Origin of the sequence: Niallia sp. RD1, from assembly GCF_024219955.1 — a bacterium.
Taxonomy (GTDB): domain Bacteria; phylum Bacillota; class Bacilli; order Bacillales; family Cytobacillaceae; genus Niallia; species Niallia alba.
In genome coordinates this window covers 3,561,706-3,584,969 of the sequence record NZ_CP100420.1, presented here as the reverse complement: position 1 = coordinate 3,584,969, position 23,264 = coordinate 3,561,706, and the positions used below count along the sequence as shown (strand labels likewise).

General features: G+C 36.9%; 18 protein-coding genes and 2 pseudogenes. All 20 read right to left on the bottom strand.

The features are described from left to right. Window positions 1-33: 33 nt before the first annotated feature. Window positions 34-399 (bottom strand): 30S ribosome-binding factor RbfA, encoded by a 366-nt coding sequence (gene rbfA / locus NKG37_RS16965; protein ID WP_016201168.1) that lies wholly within the window; start codon window positions 397-399, stop codon window positions 34-36. Window positions 400-420: 21 nt separating this feature from the next. Beyond that, window positions 421-702 (bottom strand): DUF503 domain-containing protein, encoded by a 282-nt coding sequence (locus NKG37_RS16960; RefSeq protein ID WP_016201167.1) that lies wholly within the window; start codon window positions 700-702, stop codon window positions 421-423. Further along, on the bottom strand, window positions 699-2,870 hold the full coding sequence (infB, locus tag NKG37_RS16955) for a translation initiation factor IF-2 (RefSeq protein WP_016201166.1): 2,172 nt from the start codon (window positions 2,868-2,870) through the stop codon (window positions 699-701). Before infB ends, NKG37_RS16960 begins: the two co-directional genes overlap by 4 nt. Window positions 2,871-2,889: 19 nt before the next feature. After that, window positions 2,890-3,192 (bottom strand): YlxQ family RNA-binding protein, encoded by a 303-nt coding sequence (locus NKG37_RS16950; RefSeq protein WP_016201165.1) that lies wholly within the window; start codon window positions 3,190-3,192, stop codon window positions 2,890-2,892. After that, entirely contained in the window at window positions 3,189-3,473 is a 285-nt protein-coding gene (locus NKG37_RS16945; RefSeq protein WP_016201164.1) for an RNase P modulator RnpM, read from the bottom strand. The genes NKG37_RS16950 and NKG37_RS16945 overlap by 4 nt, the downstream gene beginning before the upstream one ends. Window positions 3,474-3,484: 11 nt before the next feature. After that, a complete protein-coding gene (gene nusA / locus NKG37_RS16940) occupies window positions 3,485-4,618 on the bottom strand; it encodes a transcription termination factor NusA (protein ID WP_016201163.1) in 1,134 nt (377 codons plus the stop codon). Window positions 4,619-4,707: 89 nt separating this feature from the next. Next, window positions 4,708-5,181 (bottom strand): ribosome maturation factor RimP, encoded by a 474-nt coding sequence (gene rimP, locus NKG37_RS16935; protein WP_169189652.1) that lies wholly within the window; start codon window positions 5,179-5,181, stop codon window positions 4,708-4,710. A 274-nt stretch (window positions 5,182-5,455) separates the two neighbouring features. Continuing rightward, window positions 5,456-6,859, bottom strand: a pseudogene (locus tag NKG37_RS16930) (PolC-type DNA polymerase III); the annotation flags it as partial. 111 nt (window positions 6,860-6,970) lie between these two features. Further along, a complete protein-coding gene (ltrA, locus tag NKG37_RS16925) occupies window positions 6,971-8,797 on the bottom strand; it encodes a group II intron reverse transcriptase/maturase (protein WP_254414988.1) in 1,827 nt (608 codons plus the stop codon). Window positions 8,798-9,534: 737 nt separating this feature from the next. Next, a pseudogene (locus NKG37_RS16920) lies at window positions 9,535-12,453 on the bottom strand (PolC-type DNA polymerase III); the annotation flags it as partial. 159 nt (window positions 12,454-12,612) lie between these two features. Further along, window positions 12,613-14,319, bottom strand: a complete 1,707-nt coding sequence (locus tag NKG37_RS16915; protein WP_254414987.1) for a proline--tRNA ligase — start codon at window positions 14,317-14,319, stop codon at window positions 12,613-12,615. Between the two features lie 247 nt (window positions 14,320-14,566). After that, the gene (gene rseP, locus NKG37_RS16910; protein WP_016201157.1) at window positions 14,567-15,832 is read right to left on the bottom strand and encodes an RIP metalloprotease RseP; all 1,266 of its coding nucleotides are present in this window, start codon (window positions 15,830-15,832) and stop codon (window positions 14,567-14,569) included. Between the two features lie 15 nt (window positions 15,833-15,847). Further along, window positions 15,848-16,990, bottom strand: coding sequence for a 1-deoxy-D-xylulose-5-phosphate reductoisomerase (locus NKG37_RS16905; RefSeq protein ID WP_101730017.1), 1,143 nt, complete (start codon window positions 16,988-16,990; stop codon window positions 15,848-15,850). Window positions 16,991-17,245: 255 nt separating this feature from the next. Beyond that, a complete protein-coding gene (locus tag NKG37_RS16900; RefSeq protein WP_016201156.1) occupies window positions 17,246-18,037 on the bottom strand; it encodes a phosphatidate cytidylyltransferase in 792 nt (263 codons plus the stop codon). Between the two features lie 19 nt (window positions 18,038-18,056). Further along, window positions 18,057-18,833, bottom strand: coding sequence for an undecaprenyl pyrophosphate synthase (locus NKG37_RS16895; protein ID WP_016201155.1), 777 nt, complete (start codon window positions 18,831-18,833; stop codon window positions 18,057-18,059). A gap of 559 nt (window positions 18,834-19,392) precedes the next feature. Then, window positions 19,393-19,950 (bottom strand): ribosome recycling factor, encoded by a 558-nt coding sequence (frr, locus tag NKG37_RS16890; RefSeq protein WP_016201154.1) that lies wholly within the window; start codon window positions 19,948-19,950, stop codon window positions 19,393-19,395. Then, the gene (pyrH, locus tag NKG37_RS16885) at window positions 19,943-20,677 is read right to left on the bottom strand and encodes a UMP kinase (RefSeq protein WP_302183233.1); all 735 of its coding nucleotides are present in this window, start codon (window positions 20,675-20,677) and stop codon (window positions 19,943-19,945) included. Before pyrH ends, frr begins: the two co-directional genes overlap by 8 nt. An 82-nt stretch (window positions 20,678-20,759) precedes the next feature. After that, entirely contained in the window at window positions 20,760-21,644 is an 885-nt protein-coding gene (tsf, locus tag NKG37_RS16880) for a translation elongation factor Ts (protein ID WP_016201152.1), read from the bottom strand. A 202-nt stretch (window positions 21,645-21,846) separates the two neighbouring features. Further along, complete coding sequence (gene rpsB, locus NKG37_RS16875) at window positions 21,847-22,548, bottom strand: 30S ribosomal protein S2 (RefSeq protein ID WP_016201151.1); 702 nt, start codon at window positions 22,546-22,548, stop codon at window positions 21,847-21,849. Between the two features lie 149 nt (window positions 22,549-22,697). Then, window positions 22,698-23,255 carry a hypothetical protein gene (locus NKG37_RS16870; protein WP_254414985.1) on the bottom strand — a complete coding sequence of 186 codons (558 nt, stop codon included), beginning with the start codon at window positions 23,253-23,255 and terminating at the stop codon, window positions 22,698-22,700. Window positions 23,256-23,264: the final 9 nt, after the last annotated feature.

Here is a 23,264-nt window from a genome sequence, read left to right as displayed (position 1 = left end):
AAAAGTCCGATAGGAGCATATTTTTACATCATCTTATTTTTCGTCGTTACTAGACGGATTTTCTTTTGCGATTTGATGCAATAATGTATCAATTCTATTTCCGTAATCTATCGACTCATCAAATTCAAACGTAATTTCTGGGGTTTTGCGTAAACGAATTCGTTGTCCTATTTCAGAACGAATAAAGCCTTTCGCTTTTGCTAGCCCTTTTAATGTGTTCTCACGTTGTTCTTGATCGCCAAGTACGGAAATATACACAGTTGCTTGTTGAAGATCACCAGTAACATTCACATCTGTAACTGTTACGAAACCAATGCGAGGATCTTTTATCTTACGACTAATAATCTCGCCTAGTTCCTTCTTCATTTGTTCACCAACACGATTTGGTCTTAGACTCATCGCGCAATTCACCTCATTTTTTTAAAGCCATTCTATATCTGTAATGGTTCTCTCTATTTCCGGAAAAGAATCGATAAACTGCTGTGTTTGTTGCAACACGCCTTCTGCAGAAACACGGACGGAAGCAACAGTAACAATTGCAAGCTTTGTTCTTTGCCAAGTATCTTGATACTCGACTTCTGAAATAGAGATATTAAATTTTTGTTTTAAGCGGGTCATAATTCTTTGCAGAACCGCCCGCTTTTCTTTTAATGAGTGGGCATCATAAATGATGCATTCCACTGTCATTAAACCAACAATCATTTACGCTCAATTTCTTCCATTACGTATGCTTCAATTACATCGCCTTCTTTAACATCATTAAAGTTTTTGATTGTAATACCACATTCGTAACCTTGAGCTACTTCTTTTGCATCGTCTTTGAAACGTTTTAAGGCATCGATTTCCCCTTCGAAAATAACAACACCGTCACGGATTAAGCGAATTCCACTATCTCTTGTAATTTTCCCGTCCGTTACGTATGAACCTGCAATTGTACCAATTTTAGAAACTTTGAATGTTTGACGAATTTCAGCCTGACCAATAATTTTTTCTTGGAACTCAGGATCAAGCATTCCTTTCATCGCTGCTTCAATTTCTTCAATTACTTTATAAATAATACGGTGTAAGCGTACATCTACTTCTTCAGCGTCTGCAGCTCTTTTCGCATTTACATCTGGACGCACGTTAAATCCGATTACAATTGCATTTGATGCTGCTGCAAGTGTAATATCTGACTCATTAATTGCCCCTACACCAGTATGAATGATTTTAACGTTAACACCTTCTACTTCTATTTTATATAGAGCGGCAGCTAACGCTTCTGCTGAACCTTGAACATCGGCTTTAAGAACGATGTTAATATCTTTCATTTCCCCTTGTTTCATGTGTTCAAACAGGTTGTCTAAGCTGATTCTTGTTTTTTCTGATCTTTGAGCTTGAATGGCTTGAGTAGAACGAGCTTCCCCGATTTGTCTTGCTGTTTTCTCATCATTGAAAACAACAAATCGATCACCAGCTTGAGGAACTTCATTTAATCCTGTAATTTCTACTGGAGTAGATGGTCCAGCTGTTTTCACACGTCTACCTAAATCATTTACCATCGCACGAACACGACCAAATGTATTACCAACTACAATAGGGTCACCAATGTTTAGCGTTCCGTTTTGAACAAGCAATGTTGCCACAGAACCTTTCCCTTTATCTAGCTGTGCTTCAATAACAGTACCTACAGCGTTACGTTTTGGATTTGCTTTATATTCTTCTACTTCACTTACTAGAAGGATCATTTCAAGTAATGAATCAATACCTTCTCCAGTTAACGCGGAAAGTGGAACAAAGATAGTTTCCCCACCCCAAGCTTCCGGTACTAATCCATGTTCTGTTAATTCTTGCATTACACGGTCAGGATTTGCTGTTGGTTTATCCATTTTATTGACTGCAACAATAATTGGAACTTCAGCGGCTTTCGCATGGTTGATTGCTTCAATTGTTTGTGGCATTACTCCATCGTCTGCAGCGACAACAAGAATCGTGATATCAGTAATTTTTGCACCACGTGCACGCATTGTTGTAAAGGCTGCGTGTCCAGGTGTATCAAGGAATGTAATTTTCTTACCATTTTCCTCGATTTGATATGCACCAATATGCTGTGTAATTCCACCAGCTTCTCCTGCTGTTACTTTTGTATTACGAATGCTATCAAGTAATGTTGTTTTCCCATGGTCAACGTGTCCCATAATTGTAACAACAGACGGACGCTCTACTAATTCTGCGTTCTCATCATCTGTAAAGTATACTTCTAGATCGGTTGTGTCGATTTTCACTTCTTCTTCGACTTCAACACCGTAATCTGTACAGATTAATTCAATTGCATCCTTATCTAACTCCTGGTTGATTGTTGCCATTACACCAAGAAGGAATAATTTTTTAATGATTTCAGATGGTTCACGATGCAATTTTTTTGCTAATTCAGCAACTGTCAAAGACTCGCTGAATGTAATTTTTTCCGGTAATTCTTTTTCTTTTTTCGGAGCTGGAGGTGCAACTGGAGCAGCATTTTGCTTCCCTTTGCGATTATTGTTGTTTCTATTCTTATTGTTGTTATTATTAGTTTTTGGTTTATTAAAACCTGGTTTATTATCTTTAGTATTTTTCACAGATTGATTTACTTTCCCCTTTTCAGCCATTTCATCGCTTTCTTTTTCATACTCGTCCGCGATATTTTTAGCAGCCGCTTTTTGAGCTGGTGCTTTTGGCTTATTTTCTTCACTCTTTTTATTATATACACTATCCAATTTTTTAATTGCGTCCTCTTCCAATGTTGTCATATGGTTTGAGACTTCTACATTCATCTCTTTTAATTTAGCAATAACATCCTTGCTTGAAATGTTATATTGTTTTGCGTATTCGTATACTCGCACTTTACTCATCATTTCACCCCCGCTAGAATTAATCGAGCAGCGTTAAAAGTTTTTTTGCAAATCCATTATCCAAAACAGCGACAACCACTCTTTGCTCTTTCCCTATTGCTTTCCCTAGGATTTCCCTATTTGAAACAAGCTTCACTGGTACTTTATAGGAACGACATTTATCGGTGATTTTTTTTGTCGTGTTTTGTGATGCATCTTCCGATAATAATATTAGTTTTGCATTACCGCTTCTAATTTCTTTTACGGTCAATTCCTCACCTGAGGTTATTTTCCGTGCTCGATTTGCTAAGCCAAGTAATGACATCCACTTGTTATCGTTCATTTGGATTGTCTTTGCTCCTTATCTATTAGTTCTAACAGCTCATCGTAAACAGTATCATCTACTGTCACTTCAAGCTGGTTAGAAAGAATATTCTTCTTCTTGGCTAATAGTACTGCTTCTTTGTCCAATGAAAGATATGCTCCTCGACCGGATTTTTTTCCCGTTAAATCGACGGATACAACCCCTTCTTTGGAACGAACGATGCGAACTAGTTCTTTTTTCGGCTTCATTTCACCGGTAGCAACACATTTACGCATTGGTACTTTTCTTGGTTTGTTCACACACATTCACCTCAAATCTCGAAATCTTCCGTGCTCAAACGGAAATCATCCTCTTCGTCTGCCTCATCATCAAATTTAATCAATGAATTTTCAGTTGGATATATTCCAGCCTCTCTTGCTTCTGATTCAGATTTGATATCAATTTTCCAGCCAGTAAGCTTCGCTGCTAAGCGTGCATTTTGGCCTCTTTTACCGATTGCCAATGATAATTGATAATCGGGAACAATAACAGTTGTTGCTTTTTCTTCTTCGTTTACAATAACTTCTAGTACTTTCGAAGGACTTAAGGCATTCGCAACAAATACTGTTGGATCACTTGACCACTTAACAATATCAATCTTTTCCCCTTTTAACTCATTCACAATCGTCTGCACACGAGTTCCTTTAGGACCTACGCAAGAACCTACTGGATCTACTTCTTCATTATCAGAATGAACGGAAATCTTTGAACGATCTCCAGCTTCACGCGCAACTGATTTTATTTCTACTGTTCCATCATAGATTTCAGGAACTTCCATCTCAAACAATCTTTTCAGTAGACCAGGATGTGTTCTAGATACAAAGATTTGTGGACCTTTTGTTGTCTTTTCCACTTTTGTTAAGAAAACCTTAATGCGATCATGTGGTTTATAATGCTCATTTGGCATTTGTTCATTTGTAGGTAAAATTGCTTCAATTTTACCTAAGCTGACATAAATGAATTTACTGTCTTGACGTTGAACAATCCCTGTCATAATATCTTCTTCGCGATCGATAAATTCAGAATAAATAATTCCTCTTTCAGCTTCGCGAACTCGTTGTGTAACTACTTGTTTCGCAGTTTGTGCTGCAATACGTCCAAAATCTTTTGGTGTAACTTCTAGTTCAACAACATCTTCTACTTCATAGTTCGGATTAATTTTTTGTGCATCTTCCAAAGAAATTTCAAGACGTGGATCAAATACCTCATCAACTACTTCTTTTCTCGCAAATACACGCATGGACCCTGCACCTAAATTCAAATCAATTCGTACGTTTTGTGCCTGGTTAAAATTACGGCGATAAGCGGAGATCAATGCTGCTTCAATTGCATCCATGATCACTTCTCGCGATATTCCTTTTTCTTTTTCAAGTAACACTAGAGCATCAACTAATTCACTGCTCATGAGCGTGTATCCCCCTTTATTCTCTTTTATCAAAAATTATTGATCATTGTAAAGAAGCTGTCATAAGCTGTCTCATTTGATCTTTATAATTAGGAAAAACTAACAGCAAGTCTTGCTTTTGCCACTTTTTCATATGGAATTTCAATCGTTTTCTTTCTAGTCTTAATTTTGACTTCGACTGTCACTGATTTCCCATCAAAAGCTGTTAAGATTCCTTCAAATGTTTTTTCCTTTTCAATTGGTTCATATGTTTTAATATAAACATTTTTCCCAATCGCTTTTTCGAAGTCTTTGTCTTTTTTCAATGGTCGTTCTGCTCCAGGTGAAGAAACCTCAAGAAAATAGTTCTCTGAAATCGGATCGACTTCATCTAACTTCTCACTTAGTTTTTCACTAACGACTGCACATTCATCAATATCTACACCAGTTTCTTTGTCAATATATACACGTAAAAACCAGTTTGGTCCCTCTTTTACATATTCGACATCTACTAATTCTAAGTGTAGTTCATCTAAAATGGGATGTACCATTTCTTCGACTATTTCTGTTACTTTGCTCAAAATTTTTCCCTCCTTAAGCAAGGAACCTTATTATGTTTTTAGAGTCAACTTAGCAAACTAAAATATGTACACTTGTTGCTCATCCATCAATTTGTGCGATAATATTCACTCTGTTTTTCAAGAAAAAACCCTAATACAAACAGGAAAGAGTGGGTTGCCCCACTCTCCATTCGCGAAAGTTATCCTTAGTATTTCCAACTAAACTATACCATAACCGCTTCAGTTATGCAAATGAAAGTCCGTAACTTCAACGTTTCTTCCCCTATCCAAAAAAATTTTAGAATAAAGAAAGCTGGTTTTGATCCGGCATATCAGCCAAGCAACCATGATTGTCAAGATATTGCATAATTGTTTTCGAAACTTTTCCGCGTTGTTGTAAATCCTCTTTCGATAAGAATTCCCCATTTTTTCTTGCTTCGACAATGTTAATAGCAGCATTTGTTCCTAATCCTGGGATACTGTTAAACGGCGGTATAAGAGCATTTCCTTCAATAATAAATTCAGTAGCACTTGATTTATATAAATCCACCTTCTTAAAGGTATATCCTCTTTCTACCATTTCGAAAGCAAGTTCCATTACTGTTAACAAGTTTTTCTCTTTCGTAGATGCATCTAACCCTTTTGCACTAATATCATCTATTACTGCTTTAATACTATGAGATCCCTTTACCATCGCATCAACATCAAAATCATCGGCACGAACAGTGAAATAGGCTGCGTAATATAATAATGCATGGTGCACTTTGAAATAGGCAATCCTAACTGCCATTAATACATAAGCAGCAGCATGCGCCTTAGGGAACATATATTTTATTTTTTTACAAGAATCAATATACCATTCCGGTACTTCGTTCTTTCTCATCTCTTCTTCCATTTCATCTGTTAGACCTTTCCCTTTACGTACACTTTCCATGATTTTGAAAGCAAAACTAGGATCAAGTCCTTGATAAATCAGATAGACCATGATGTCATCACGACATCCAATAACTTCACTTAAGTTACAAATATTATTATGAATAAGTTCTTGGGCATTCCCTAACCATACATCCGTACCATGAGATAGACCAGATATCTGTACTAACTCAGAAAATGTAGTTGGCTTCGTATCTTCGAGCATTTGCCGAACAAATTTTGTTCCAAACTCAGGAATACCAAATGTACCAGTTTTACAATATATTTGTTCCGGTGTTACTCCAAGGGACTCTGTACCGCTAAATATTTTCATTACTTCAGGGTCATCTGTTGGAATCGTCTTAGGATCTATCCCACTTAAATCTTGAAGCATTCTGATAACAGTTGGATCATCGTGACCAAGAATATCGAGTTTTAATACATTGTCATGAATAGAATGGAAATCAAAATGGGTCGTTTTCCATTCCGAATTTCGGTCATCTGCAGGAAATTGAATTGGCGTAAAATCATATACATCCATATAATCTGGAATAACAATGATCCCCCCCGGATGCTGACCAGTTGTTCGTTTAACACCTGTACAGCCAGAAGCTAATCGATCAATTTCCGCTCCGCGAATTTGTAAATTATTATCGTTTTGATAAGCCTTAACATAACCATATGCTGTTTTATCAGCTACTGTACCTATTGTTCCTGCACGGTATACATACTCATCACCAAACAGTACTTTTGTATAGTTATGGGCGATCGGCTGATATTCACCGGAAAAATATGGCAATAGGTAAGCCTTTGATGTCATCTCCAGCTTTTCCCCTGCCCCACACCGTACATGACCCTTTCGGTGTCATACGGCGCTCTATCGTCTTTATATTTACGATAATTAAACCACTAACGCTTGGAATCCTACAACCTTGCGTAGTGTATTGAGTTTCTTTAATGCTTTGGCGTCTAGTGTATTGACATGATGTGATTTAATAGGGTCATTCATCGGAAACTTTGTGTGGATAAGCATATGATAGTCTTTCTTTATAATGACTAAATTGTCGTACTCATCGGTACCACCCATCTTTGTAGGCTTGATATGGTGACATATACAATTGATTGGCATTAGCCGTTCGCCCGTTATATAGCACCTACCTTTTTGTGCGACATATTTACTTATCCGATTGTTCTCGTACAAAGTGGATTTTGATGAATAGTTCCCTCTTCTTAAGTGTTCAATTTCAACGGCGGTCACATATATTAATTCTTTATGAATTCTTTGGCGGTCTTCTTTGGCATAAATCGTAAATTCAGGGTCTCTTTGTCCTCGTATTTGATGCCGTACCGATTCAAACGGTAGTACAAGCAATCCATTACTTTTAAATCGTTTGTAATTGAAGTCATTATAGAACTTATCAATTACAGCATTCTTTTCTGTCGTTGGATTAAAAATATTCCTTTTCAGCAAAGTTTTGATTTTAAAGTGTATGGTGTGCCGTATTTCATTAAAATCCATAGACACCCTCGTCGCAATTTTATAGTAATTATGAATGCCTAAAGTAAACGAGTTGAGGTCGAGAACTTTACTCGGTGTCGGGCTCTTCCGTATTTGACTCAGTTTATGTTGATAAACCTTTGTCACTTTCTTTTTTGCTTTCGGAGATATTTTTGAATTCACTATATATCCCGTCTTCGCTGTCCCTTTACGTACTGCTCGAAAACGCACGCCGAGAAAATCCGTTCCGTTCTTTCGAAGGTTTGTGATTTTACTCTTCTCAGAACTCACATCCAAGCCTAACCGTTCCTTCAACCATTTTGTCACAGCAATAAATAGCTTGCGTGCATTTTCGTAAGAGTTTGTAAAGATTTTAAAGTCATCGGCATAGCGAACGATATAACAAGGCTTTAGACTTGTTTTCTTTAAGGCATCTGTGCGATTCCTTTTCAGTTTATAGTCCACTCTTGTCGGCTTGGTTTCCCATTGATTCGAAATCCACCAATCTAACTCGTTCAGAACGATGTTAGCTAGGAGCGGTGATAATATCCCGCCTTGTGGAGTTCCTTTTTCAGGTATTCCCTCGCCTTCAATTTCAGCCTTTAACATTTTGCTTATTATGGAAAGAACCTTTTTATCTCTTATTCCAATCGCCCAAAGCTGTTTGCTCAACTTTTTATGATTTACGTTATCAAAGAATCCCTTAATATCTACGTCGACTACATAATGCTGGTGACTATGATTGACCATATGGTAACACCTTGCTAACGCATCGTGAGTATTACGGTGTGGTCTGAACCCATAGCTTGATGGGTGAAATTTCGCCTCAACGATAGGTTCAAAAATCTGTAGAATCATCTGTTGAATAAGTCTATCTTCTATCGTCGGTATGCCAAGAGGACGTTTATCCCCATTTGGCTTTGGAATCATCACTCGCCTGACCATTTCTGGTTTGTAATCTAGTAGCTTCCGCCGAACCATTCTAATGAGCTTTTCTTTATTCATCCTGTTTAGATGTTTAATTGTGTGACCGTTTGTACCTTTTGTTTTGCTTCCAGTATTGCTTTTTAAATTTCGAAAAGCGAGAAGAATATTTTCTTCTGAGATGATTAAATCGTACAGCTTATTAAAATACCTTCCATTTTTACTTTCAGCATACAAATGGTCAAATGTGTCTTGAACATTGAAATATTCGTTATTTCTTAGCTTTTGAACCATTAAGTCAGCCAACTAATCACCTCCAAGAAAGGCTTTCGTTTCTATTTAGTCATACAAGAATACTGACTTGTGTAGGATTTGTATCGTAAAAGACGACTCAAGCCCTTCCCTCAGAACTGTTTTTCCCTCGGACCTATTCCGTATATTTGGTCGTCATCAGCAGTTCCTACAATCGGTACTACGGCTTTACTGCCACTTCGACAAATCTTCATTATACTCAAGCTGAGATTTTTGAAGAACGACTTTCAATCAGTGTGTAATCACCTCAAGTCTCCGAAGCTTCCCACGTTCCGTTAACTCTATCTATACATACTTCCGTAGGTTTCCTCTAAACTCCGTCTAGCTTGATAGCTCCTATAAAGCTATATGGATTTTCATAACCTAACGTTTACTCATCCACACTAGAAAGTCCTATTAGGACCCCTAAGCATTTCTACTTAGTGACATTCACGAAGAGTCAGTCGAGGATTCGTCCAGATAACTCTATCCATACTAACCATAGAAGTTTTGTAGACACCCGGCCTATCGTTTACAACCCTATTAGGGTCTTGCCTCACCAATATGTGTTAGGGTAAACTTCAGCCGACTTTAGCGGGCTTCAAACGAGTTCAACTATTTACATTGTCTCCTTCGCTTGCCGCAGATTCAGTGAGTGTGTTTCAAGGCGTTACCCTATCATTCCACACTTTGAGTTAACAGTTCTCCTAGCAAAAGCTAGTGACCAATCTTTTCAATTGATAACGTGGCGCACTCAAATCTATATCAGGTACCTTATCCCCTTTAAATCCAAGAAAAGTTTCAAACGGAATATCATGACCATCTTTCTTTAAGCGAGCCCCACAGTTTGGACAATCCTTATCAGGCAAATCAAATCCAGATCCAACAGAACCATCATTAAAGAATTCCGAATATTTACATTCTGCACATATATAGTGTGGGGGCAATGGATTAACCTCGGTTATCTCTGTCATCGTGGCAACAAAGGAAGAACCAACAGATCCACGAGAACCTACTAAGTATCCATCATCTAATGATTTTTTCACGAGTTTATGAGAAATCAAATAGATAACGGCAAATCCATGCCCGATGATACTTTTTAATTCTTTTTCCAAGCGTGCTTCCACGATTTCCGGCAATTCATCTCCGTAAATTCGTCTAGCCATGCTATAGCTCATTTCTCGCATTTCTTCTTCTGAGCCTTCAATTTTTGGTGTATAAAGATCATCCTTAATCGGTTTAATGACATCAATCATATCGGCGATTTTATTAGTGTTCGTTACTACTAATTCTTTCGCCTTTTCTTTTCCAAGGAAGTTAAAACAGTCTAACATTTCATTCGTTGTCCGAAAATGAACATCAGGAAGCTTATGGCGGTTAAGTGGATTCGCTCCACCTTGTGAACCGACTAAAATTTCTCGATAAATCTTATCATTTGGATTTTGATAATGAACATTTCCTGTCGCCACTACTGGTATGTCTAACTTGTCGCCAAGTTTTACAATATTAGCGATAATTTCTTCCAATGCTTTTTCATCTTGGACGAGCTCCATCTCCATTAAATGAGCGTACACTTCTTTGGGCATTACCTCTAAATAATCATAAAATGGGGCAATATCTTCTACTTCCTCAGGAGCCTTTTGCATCATTGCCTCAAAGACTTCCCCTTTATCACAGGCTGACCCTACAAGCAAACCTTCTCTATATTTTTGCAACACAGATCTTGGAATACGCGGGACACGATAGAAATAATTAATATGAGAGATTGATACGAGCTTAAACAGATTTTTTAAGCCAACGTCGTTTTGAGCAAGTACCGTACAGTGATAAGGACGAGCTCTTTGGTATGCATTTCCCTGCCCCATATTATCGTTCAATTGATTATGATTAATGATCCCTTTTTCAGAAGCATCCTTCAACATTTTTAAAGCAAGGTATCCAGTTGCTTCTGCATCATAAATAGCTCGGTGATGCTGAGTTAATTCGATATCAAATTTCTTCGCCAACGTATTTAAACGATGGTTTTTCATTTCAGGGTATAAAAATCTACCCAGCTCCAATGTGTCTATGACTGCATTAGTCGATTTAGGCAACCCTGCTTTCTGATAGCCGACATTTAAGAAACCAACGTCAAACGATGCGTTATGCGCAACTAGAATACTATCCCCTGTCCAATCGGCAAACTTACGCAATACAATATCTATTTCAGGTGCACTTTCTACCATATCATCGGTAATACCTGTTAAGTTAATCGTCGTTGCGGAAAGGCGATGATGTGGATTCGCAAACGATTCAAATCGATCAATGATTTCGCCATTATGAATCTTAACTGCCGCAAGCTCTATAATCGTATTATAAACGGCAGAAAGTCCTGTCGTTTCAACGTCAAACACGACATACGTAGCATCCTCGAGTACGATATCTTTTGGATTATAGGCAATCGGTACGCCATCGTCTACTAGATTCATCTCTACCCCATAAAGAATTTTCACATCATTTTTCTTTCCAGCTCCAAACGCTTCAGGGAATGATTGCGCAACAGCATGATCTGTAATAGCGATCGCTTTATGCCCCCATTTTTTTGCTTGAGTAACAAGCGTAGCCACTGATGAAACAGCATCCATTTGACTCATTGGTGTATGAAGATGCAGCTCTACACGCTTTTCATCCTCTTTCGCTGTATCTTTTCGTTCGACAGGCTTAATTTCATTTAAATCATTCCCGATCATTACTAAATCGCGAACAAATGTATCATTTTGAATACTTCCTCGTGCTCTAAGCCACATGCCCTTTTTCACTAATTGAAAAAGCGCTGCATCTTCTTTATTACGTGAGAACATTTTTACAAGAATAGAACTTGTATAATCTGTTATTTTAAATGTCAACAATGTTCTTCCACTACGAAGCTCTTTTGTTTCTGCAAAAAAGACATATCCTTGCACGGTAACACGTCTTTCTTCATCCACAATTTCTTCGAGGCGACGATAATCGCTATCGTCTTTAATTGTTAATCCAATTGTTAATGGACCACTCGGGATTGGAGAATCACCAGCTTCTTTTTCAGCTTCCATCTTCTGAATGTCTAGTAAAGCTTGCTTTCCTCTTTCCTCATCCTCTTTTTGCTTCGCAAGTAAAAATTGTTCATACTCTGAATTTGATTTTTCTTCTACTATTTCTGTATCTAAGCTCATGGCAGGGAAGCCAAAATATTGATAGGCATCCGTAATCAAGTTAGCATATTTCCTCTTGATCGCTAAGCCTTCCATCTCGTTTCTAACTTGAATGGTTAGCTTATTCCCATTAAATTGAGGCACTTGTTCATTTAATAGCTTTAAAAGGGGTGGAGAAATCCCTTGCATCTCCTCTATACATGCAGACCAATAGTCACGAATTAATACGTCTGTGACGATTCCATTTCTTACTCGAATATCATACGTAATAGTAGCAATATGCGAAAAGCTACTTCTTAACTTGGTAGTAAATAATTGATAGACTTGAAATGGAATGATATCATCAAACAAAAAATGAAAATGCCATTTTTTGGACCGCTTTTCGACAACAATTTTTTCAATGCTGGCGTTGCGAAAATGGGAAATATATGGATCGTCCGTTAATTGCAATTGCTGCAACAAAATCTGGAAACGATCCACTTTTCCTTGTATATCACTCATTTATGTCGCTCCTTCCACTCTTGCTAAATTCTATAAAAATATTATATCACAGATAAAAAACTGTTCATTTACTTAAAGCAGTTTAGCATACAATCCAATACACAAAAAGAAAAAGATTTAGCAATTGGCTAAATCTTTTTCTTTTATCCTGTTTTTCGCTTATCCCTTTACTTGTGTTAATCGAAGGATCGTTGCCACTAACTCACTTTCATGAACTTCCAGCATTTCTCCTGTACTTCTTACTTTCACTTCAACAATTCCTTCAGCTGCTTTTTTACCAACTGTTATGCGAATTGGCAGTCCGATTAAATCAGAATCAGCAAATTTAACACCAGCACGCTCTGCACGGTCATCAACTAATACATCGAAGTGATTGGCTTTTAACGCGGTATATAATTTATCTGTTAACTCATTTTGCGATTCGTCTTTTGTGTTTACAGTGATTAAATGTGCATCAAATGGGGCTACAGCGTTTGGCCATACAATTCCCCTGTCATCATTAAACTGCTCCACAATTGCCGCCATCGTTCTGGAAACACCAATTCCATAGCAACCCATAATCAACGATTGGCTTCTACCGTTTTCATCTAAATAAGTAGCTCCCATTGCTTCACTATAGCGAGTGCCAAGTTTAAAGACATGACCTACTTCAATTCCTTTTGCAAAAGTAATTGTGCCTTTTCCATCTGGTGAAAGGTCGCCTTCTTGAATGAAACGAATATCTGCATATCGGTCGACTGAGAAATCTCGGTCAGCATTCACATTCACATAGTGAAAATGCTCTTCATTTGCCCCACAAACACCATTAATAATTGCTTTCACAGCGTTATCTGCAATTACTTCCACATCTTTAACATTAATTGGACCTAATGAACCAACCTTGCTTCCTAATATTTTTTCCGTATCTGCATGGTCTGCTAGTTCAACTACATTTGCTTCTAATAGGTTTTTCACCTTTATGTCGTTCACTTCATGATCGCCGCGAACTAACACAAGCACAAATCTTTTATCCACTTTAAATAATAGAGACTTAATGCATTTATCTGCATGAACATTTAAGAAAGAAGAAACTTCTTCAATTGTTTTCTGATCTTTCGTTTCTACTTTTTCTAGCTCTTTTACCGGCTCTTCTACTTTTTCATAAGAATTTATAACTGGTGCCATTTCAATATTTGCAGCATAATTGGATTCTGTTGAATAAGCAATTGTATCTTCTCCAACATCAGATAATACCATGAATTCATGCGTATCTTTCCCACCCATTGCACCACTATCTGCGATTACAGCACGATAGTTTAAGCCACAGCGCTCGAAAATATTGCAGTACGCTTGAAAAATAGCATCATAAACTTCTCCTAAACTTTCATGAGAAGAATGAAAACTATAAGCATCCTTCATAATAAATTCTCTGCCGCGCAGGATACCAAAACGTGGTCTTTTCTCATCTCTGAATTTCGTTTGGATTTGGTAAAGTGTTAGTGGTAGTCTTTTATATGATTTTACTTCGTCTCGCACTAAACTTGTTATTACTTCTTCGTGGGTTGCACCTAGTGCAAATTCACGACTATTGCGATCTTTTAGGCGCATTAATTCTGGTCCATATGTAAACCATCTGCCGGATTCTTGCCATAATTCTGCTTGCTGCAAGGCAGGCATTAATAATTCGACTCCGCCAGCGGCATCCATTTCTTCGCGAATAATTTTTTCAATTTTCTTTATTACTTTGTTTGCCAATGGTAAATAAGAGTAAATCCCACTTGCATTTTGTCTAATAAACCCTGCTCTTAATAATAGCTGATGGCTTTTAATATCTGCATCTGCTGGCACTTCTCTTAATGTTGGAATTAACATTTTACTTTGCTTCATCTATGTTTGCACCTCTATTATTTGTATATGTTTATAATGTTGTTACGAAGAAATAAAGTTTATTACCCCGAGTTCATGCTGCTCCGACACAAGACTCTTGTGGGGAAGGGGAGACCTCACAAGGAATACCCCCTCTCTTACGGTGAATCTTATGTCCATGTGCCACTATCAACGAGCAGCATTCATCTACAAAAAACCTTCTCCACAAAACAACATTCCCCTTTCAACAAGGGGAATGAATAGTACCCTACTTTATAAAAAATCGTTGGATATCATTCCAAGTGACGACAATCATCAGTAGCATTAATAAGGCAAAACCAATAAAATGAACTAATCCTTCTTTTTGTCGGTCAATTGGTTTACCACGAACTGCTTCAATTGCAAAGAACAGTAGTCGCCCACCGTCTAATGCAGGTAGTGGAAGTAAGTTCATGATACCTAAATTAATGCTTAGAACAGCAGCCCAATTCATTAAAGAATAGATGCCTGATTGAGCTACAGTGTCTGTAGATTGATAAATAGCTACTGGTCCGCCTAATGCATCAATCGAGAACTGACCAGTGACAAGTTTACCGACTGCCCCAATAATATTCTTTGTCCATGTAAAGGTTTGTGTAGCTCCATATTGAATAGATTTTAATGGTGATTTTTCCATCGGGCTATAGACACCGACTAGACCTATTGTTTTCCCATCTACTTCTGTTTCTTTCGGTGTAACATCAATGGTCATTTCTTGTCCATCACGATCGATTAGAAATTCTAGGTTTTCCCCGGGACTCTTTTGAATGATGGAAACAACCTCTTTCCAAGATCCAACGGATTGACCATCAATACTTATAACATTATCCCCTTCATGCAGTCCTGCACTGAGTGCTACTCCATCATCTGTTAACTTTCCAAGCTTTGCCTCATTTGATGGGATGCCTTGCAATAGAGCTATAACAATAAAGATTAGAAAAGCTAATACGAAATTCATCGCTGGACCTGCAAAAATAGCAAGCGTTCGCTGTCCTAATGATTTACTTGCAAATTGACGGTCATAGGGTGCAATTTGTGTTTCAATCCCATTTTCAACAAAAACAGCATCTTTTTTCACCGGAAATACGAGAAGATTTTCTTCCGCATCTTCCTCAGCGTATCCTTTAATAAAAAGCTTATGTTCTAAATCAGCATCTTCTACATTAATAACACGTGCATTTGGATACTTTTCTTTGTTGTTAATAATCAATTTTGTTACTTCTTCTTTTTCATTAAGAATTAAACCAATTCGATGACCTGGCTTAATATCAACCATCTCAGGATCTTCTCCTGCCATACGAACATAGCCTCCAATTGGTAGAAGACGAATCGTATAAACGGTTTCTCCCTTTTTTAAGGAAAGAACTTTAGGTCCCATTCCAATAGCAAACTCACGGCATAAAATACCTGCCCGCTTAGCTAACACAAAATGCCCTAATTCATGGAAAAATACTAATGCACCAAAAATGATGATAAAAGCTATAACTGTATACAAAATTTAACCACCTTTTTATAGAAGTGTGCTTACTCTTTTTCTTGTTTCTAAGTCTACCTCTTGGATCACTTCAAGACTAGGGTTTAGTATATTCTGATGACTATTTAGCGCTTTTTCGATTAAATCCTCAATTTGTAGAAAGCTAATTTCCTGATTTAAGAACTTTTGTACGGCTACTTCGTTTGCTGCATTCAATACAGTTGGTAAAGTTCCACCTGCTTTTCCAGCCTCATAGGCAAAACGAAGACATCTAAATCGCTCCAAATCCATATGTTGAAAGTGTAATTTTCCAATTGTAGCTAAATCTAATCGCTTCCCATGTGCTACAGGAAGACGCTCTGGAAACGCAAGAGCATATTGGATTGGTATCCGCATATCTGGGGTACCTAATTGAGCAATCACACTGCTATCCTGAAATTCTACCATGGAATGAATAATACTTTCTTTATGTAGTAATACATCTATTTTCTCATATGGAAGCCCAAATAACCAGTGTGCTTCAATTACTTCTAAACCTTTATTCATCATGGTCGCAGAATCAATCGTAATTTTTGCTCCCATTGACCAGTTTGGATGGTTTAGAGCATCTTCTATTGTAACTTTCTCTAAATCTTTTCTGCTTAGATTTCGGAAGCTTCCGCCTGAAGCAGTAATAATAAGGCGTTCAATATTCTTTTGATTTTCCCCTTGTAAACATTGAAAAATAGCAGAATGCTCACTATCAACTGGTAATACAGGTACATTATATTTTGCAGCAGCCTCCATCACAATATGCCCTGCAGTAACTAATGTTTCCTTATTTGCAATTGCTATAACCTTTTTAGCTTCAATTGCTTGTAGCGTTGGATGGAGACCCACGCTTCCAATTACTGCATTCACGAGTATATCCGCTTTATCGAAAACAGCTACCTCAACCAAGCCTTCCATTCCATAGCTAAAACGTATAGTCGGAAAGATTTGTTTTAATTGGTCATAATCTTGTTTTTCGGCAACAGAAACAAGCGATGGTCTAAATTCTTGGATTATCTTTTTTGTAAGTTCTATATTTCTTCCTGATGAAAAGGCAACTAACTGGAACATGTCAGGATGATTTTTAATAACATCCAAGGTTTGCGTTCCAATCGAACCAGTTGCCCCAAGCAAACTAATATACTTCACTACCTCACTCCTACACCCATATTTCCTACTATTTATTTTAAATTAGGCTGTTCTCGTATAGTTTGTTGCTATTACCCGCAGCCGGAATACACTTCGCTTTCCGTGGGGCTAAGCTTAAGCCTCCTCAGCTTCGCCTCCGGGGTCTCAGACTGTCTCGCTAATCCCACAGGAGTCTACGTGTATTCTGGCTGCTCCATTTTTCCAACTAATTCTTTTCTCCTATTGAAAAAACAACGATTTTTTAAAAAAACAACCTTAAATTAAATCAAGAAATCGTTCAAAGATAAAATAAAGAAGTGGCCAGACAAAAATAAGGCTATCAAAACGATCAAGAATCCCGCCATGTCCTGGTAATAAACTACCAGAGTCTTTTACATCATAATAACGTTTTAACGCTGATTCTGTTAAATCCCCAATTTGTCCAAAAATAGATAAAATAACGGTAGTAAAAGCAAAGCCTATAGACCATTGTATGTAGTCAAACACACTAAATAGAACTCCTACCACTAAAGCACATAGAATACCACCTAAAAAACCTTCTACGGTTTTATTTGGACTGATTTCCGGCCATAGCTTTCTCTTACCAATAGCTTTACCAATAAAATATGCGCCAGAATCAGTTGCCCAAATGATAAATAAGGAATAAATAAGATACGCTAAATGCGTTTCTCTAATTTCAATGAAGAAATGAAAACCTGTTCCTATGTAAATAACAGCTAATATGGAGAATGCAACATCATCAAAGGTAAATCGATTTTTAGAAAAAACCATATAAGTTAAATATAACAAAACAGCAATTAAACCAATTTCTATTTTTGTCATATTCAAATTAGCAAGATAATGGTTTGGCAATACTATCATCCATACCGCTAATAATGATAGTAGCCCTGGAACAGAAAAAAAGGATATTTTTCTCATCCGATACATTTCAAATATACCGACTCCAACTAATAGAAAAGTAAACAACACTAATGGTAGTTTCCCAATTAATACAAACGGTAAAAATACGGCTATTGCAATAACTGCTGTAATGATTCTTTGCTTCATCTCTCTAACCCAACTCTCTTCAGACTCCACCAAAACGGCGTTGTCTGTTTTGAAATTCTTCGATTGCTTCGATTAAATGTAGTTCACTGAAATCCGGCCATAATACATCAGTAAAATATAGCTCGGAATAAGCTATTTGCCATAACATAAAATTGCTAATTCTTACTTCCCCACTTGTACGAATTAATAGATCAGGTTCAATTATTTTCCCTGTCATTAAATAAGTAGAAAACATTTCTTCTGAAAAGTTATCTATCTCTATTTTCCCCGTTTCACTGTCTTTTACAACATTTTTAACAGCATCTATGATTTCAGCCCGAGAGCCGTAATTTAAAGCAAAGTTTAATTGAAGACCCGTATTATACTTTGTTTGTTCCACGGCATGATTTAGCGAATTAAGTGTAGACTCCGGCAACCCTTCTGTATAACCAATAGCAGTTACTCGAACATTTTTTTCAATCAATTCAGGCAAGAACGTACCGAGAAATTGTTCAGGTAGTGACATAATATAATCTACTTCCGATTTTGGCCTTTTCCAATTCTCTGTGGAAAAAGCATATAAAGTTAACACTTTAATTCCAAGATCATTTGCACTTGTTGTAATTCGCTTTACACATTTCATTCCTTCATGATGGCCGGCAATTCTAGGCAAGGTTCTTTTTTTTGCCCATCGACCGTTTCCATCCATGATAATTGCAACATGTTCTGGAATTTGTCGCATTTTAAGTGCTGATATACGGTCTTGGAGATTAGAAGAAACAGGTTTCTTCTTCCATAACCTTATTTTGTTAAACATAAAATAGCTCCTCCAAAATAGATCCCTTATGTATCCTTCTATTAACAGTAATATATATACGGTAAATGACCTGTATCTATTTATATTCTCTACTAAACGATTATGATGATAATCATCAAGATAATGATATTTATTCGTTATAAACAAGGATCCACTTTTCTATTAAATTCTTTTGTCTAATAATCTTATCCAATAATAGGATAACAGAATAAGTTCCCTTTCTATATTATAGGAAAATAGTCAGCTTAAGCAACTATGAAATTAAAAACTCCCTTGTTTTGACTATTTTAGGGCAAAAGAATTAATATTTTGGACATTATTTAAATCTGGTTTTTGATGAGATGAAGAAAAAAACCCCCTATAAAGTAGAGGGTTAAATCAACATATATATAAAGCCTGTTGATTGCACCAAGGAGTTCTTGCTTTCCGTGGGGAGGGATGGTGCTCCTCGGCTTTACTTGTGGGGTCTCACACTTCCCTCATCCCCCGCGGGAATCCCGTATCCTACGCTTAATCAACTCACCATATTAAACTTCGCATTCCATAAGCTAATTTAGTGTTATACTTCTAAAATTTCTTTTTCTTTCTCTTTTGTCAAAGCATCGACTTTAACGATGTATTCGTCAGTTAATTTTTGAATATCATCATTATAACCGCGAAGATCATCTTCTGTGATATCTCCGTTTTTCTCTAATTTTTTCAAGTCATCATTACCGTCTCGACGAATATTACGAATAGCAATTTTCGCTTCTTCGGATTCTTTTTTCACATTCTTCACTAATTCCTTACGACGTTCTTCCGTTAGCATAGGAATAGAAAGACGGATAACACTTCCATCGTTAGAAGGATTTAATCCAATATCTGATTTAAGAATTGCTTTTTCAATGTCCCCAAGAATACTTTTATCATATGGTTGAATAACAAGCAATCTAGCTTCTGGAACACTGATACCAGCAAGTTGATTAATTGGTGTTGGTGCTCCATAATAATCTACGGAGATTCTGTCTAATAACGAAGCATTTGCTCTTCCAGCTCGAATACTTGCAAGTTCACGCGAATAACTTTGGATTGCTTTATCCATTCTTTCCTTTGTATTAGCGATAATTTGTTTAGGCATTATTTTTCCCCCTCACTATTGTTCCAATTGACTCGCCCATTACAGCTCTTTTAATATTACCGTTTTCCATAATAGAGAATACAATTAACGGAATATCATTGTCCATACATAATGATGAAGCGGTTGAATCCATTACAGCTAGACCATCTTTAATGACATCAAAATAAGTAAGTTCTTCATATTTTGTAGCAGATTTATCCACTTTCGGATCTGCTGAATATACGCCGTCTACATTATTTTTTGCCATTAAAATAACATCTGCTTCAATTTCAGCAGCTCTTAGGGCAGCTGTTGTATCTGTTGAGAAATAAGGGTTTCCTGTTCCTGCTGCAAAAATCACAACACGTTTCTTCTCAAGATGGCGAATCGCACGTCTTCTAATATATGGTTCAGCTACCTGTCTCATTTCAATAGAAGATTGGACACGTGTTTCGATGCCCATTTGCTCTAAACTATCTTGAAGCGCCAATGAATTCATTACTGTAGCAAGCATTCCCATGTAATCAGCGTTAGCACGGTCCATTCCCATTTCTTCCCCGATTTTACCGCGCCAAATATTTCCGCCGCCAACTACTACAGCAGCTTCTACACCAAGATCTGCAACTTCCTTCACTTGCTGTGCTACATTTTTTATTACGCTAGGGTTAATACCAAATCCAGCTTCACCGGCTAATGCTTCCCCACTTAATTTCAGAACAACACGTTTATATTTTGGATTACTACTCATGGAAACCTCCGCTTTATTTTTAATATCTTGAAAAATAGGGAACACCATGGTGCCCCCTATGAAAACATTAATCGTTCACTTATTATTTCTTATTTACTTGGTTCATTACTTCTTCAGCGAAGTTATCTTCACGTTTTTCGATACCTTCTCCAACTTCGTAACGAACGAATTCACGTAAAGTTGCACCCTTAGATTCTACAAATTGACGAACCTTTTGATCTGGGTTTTTAACAAATGATTGATCAAGTACACATACATCTTCAAAATATTTACCTAAGCGGCCTTCAACCATTTTCTCAACGATATTAGCTGGTTTACCTTCGTTAAGTGCTTGTTGTGTTAATACTTCTCTCTCATGTGCCACTTCTTCTTGAGAAACTTGGTCACGAGAAACATATTTAGGGTTTAATGCAGCGATGTGCATTGCAACATCCTTAGCAGCTGATTCATCAGTAGTTCCTTCTAGAACAGTTAGAACACCAATGCGTCCGCCCATATGAAGGTAAGCACCAAATGAATCGTTATCTGTTTTTGTTTTGATTTCAAAACGACGTAAAGATAATTTTTCACCAATTTTAGCAATAGCAGCATTGATGTGTGATTCAACAGTAGTTCCTTCAATGATGTTTGAAGCATGTGCTTCTTCAACAGTTGCAGGCTTAACTGCTAAGATATGTGAAGCAAGTTCTTTTACTAAGTTTTGGAAACCTTCGTTTTTCGCAACGAAATCTGTTTCAGAGTTTACTTCAAGAATTACTGCTTCGTTTCCTTCTACTGAAATGTAAGTAGAACCTTCAGCAGCTACACGATCAGCTTTTTTAGCAGCACTTGCAATACCTTTTTCACGTAAGAAGTCAATTGCTTTATCTAAATCACCATTAGTTTCAGTAAGTGCTTTTTTACAATCCATCATTCCAGCACCAGTTTTTTCACGTAGTTCTTTTACCATTTGAGCTGTAACAGCCATAGTAATTTGCCTCCTTAAGGTTTATGTATTATTTTTTTAACCAATTTATTTCATTTTTAAGCAGGATGCTTGAAAAAAAGGTGATAAGAGGGTTGCTCTTTATCACCTTTTCCACAAGTCCCTAAACAATTACTTATTATCCATCAAGTTTATTTATCTAATGATCCTAAACTAATACGTATAACAAGTCATGCGGTTCTAATTAAGCAGTTGTTACTTCTTCGCCTTGTTTAGCTTCAAGAATAGCATCTGCCATTTTTGCAGTTAATAATTTAACAGCACGGATTGCATCATCATTCGCAGGAATAACAACATCAATTTCGTCTGGATCACAGTTAGTATCAACAATACCAACGATTGGAATATTTAATTTATGAGCTTCTGCAACTGCAATACGTTCTTTACGTGGATCTACGATGAATAAGCAGTCAGGAATTTTTTTCATATCTTTAATTCCGCCTAGGAATTTTTCTAAACGCTCAAGCTCTTTGTTTAATTGAACTACTTCTTTTTTAGGAAGTACGTCGAATGTACCATCTTCAGCCATTCTTTCAATATCTTTAAGACGCGCAATACGTTTTTGGATAGTTTCAAAGTTAGTTAAAGTTCCACCTAACCAGCGTTGGTTTACATAGTATTGACCAGAACGGATAGCTTCCTCTTTAACTGAATCTTGTGCTTGCTTTTTAGTACCAACAAAAAGAACTGTACCGCCGTTTCCAGCTAATTCTTTCACATAGTTATAAGCTTCTTCAACCTTTTTAACTGTTTTTTGAAGATCGATGATGTAAATGCCGTTACGCTCTGTGAAAATATATTTTTTCATTTTTGGGTTCCAACGGCGAGTTTGGTGACCGAAATGTACACCAGCTTCAAGTAATTGTTTCATTGAAATAACTGACATGTTTTTTCCTCCTAATGGTTTTGATTTCCTCCGCTTTTTTCATTTTTAATCAAAACTGTAAAATTACAGCACCAATGATTAAATCCAAAAGCGTGTGTATTAACACCATGTGTTAATATAGCATATGTAAACTTTGCAATCAAGTATATTTACGAATTTTGTCTAAATTTCAGTAGCAATTCCATTTCAGTCTTGCCTTTGTTTAACGATTTTGCTATTTCTTCGATACTTTTCCCTTCTGCTTGCATCGATTTTGCTATTTCAAGAATCGACTTTTTCTTGGGCTCTTTCTCTGAAGGTAGTATTAAATTCAATAACTCATTCACATCTTCTTTTTCCAAGCGATCTTCTTTTTTACTTGTCGTTTCAATAGTAGGAACCGTTTTCTGATAGACATTTAGCATTGCTTTATTCACTTTCAACTCTTTCGGCTTAAAATAAGGACTTGCTGATTCATCCTTGCTTTTTTCCTCTTCTCTTTCATGTGATGACTCTTTTGGGTGAGAATAAAGTTTATCCAAGAACTGCTCATTTTCCTCTTTAATTTCCGAGATAAAAGTGGCGATCACTTCTTCCATTTCTTCTAAAGTCTTTTTCTGATCCTTTTCTAGGTCCGCAAACCGATTTTGACGAACATATAATATTACGATACAAAGAATAGCAATTAAATTTAAAGTAATACTTAAAAAAAGTAAAAAATTAACCATTTCATCCCT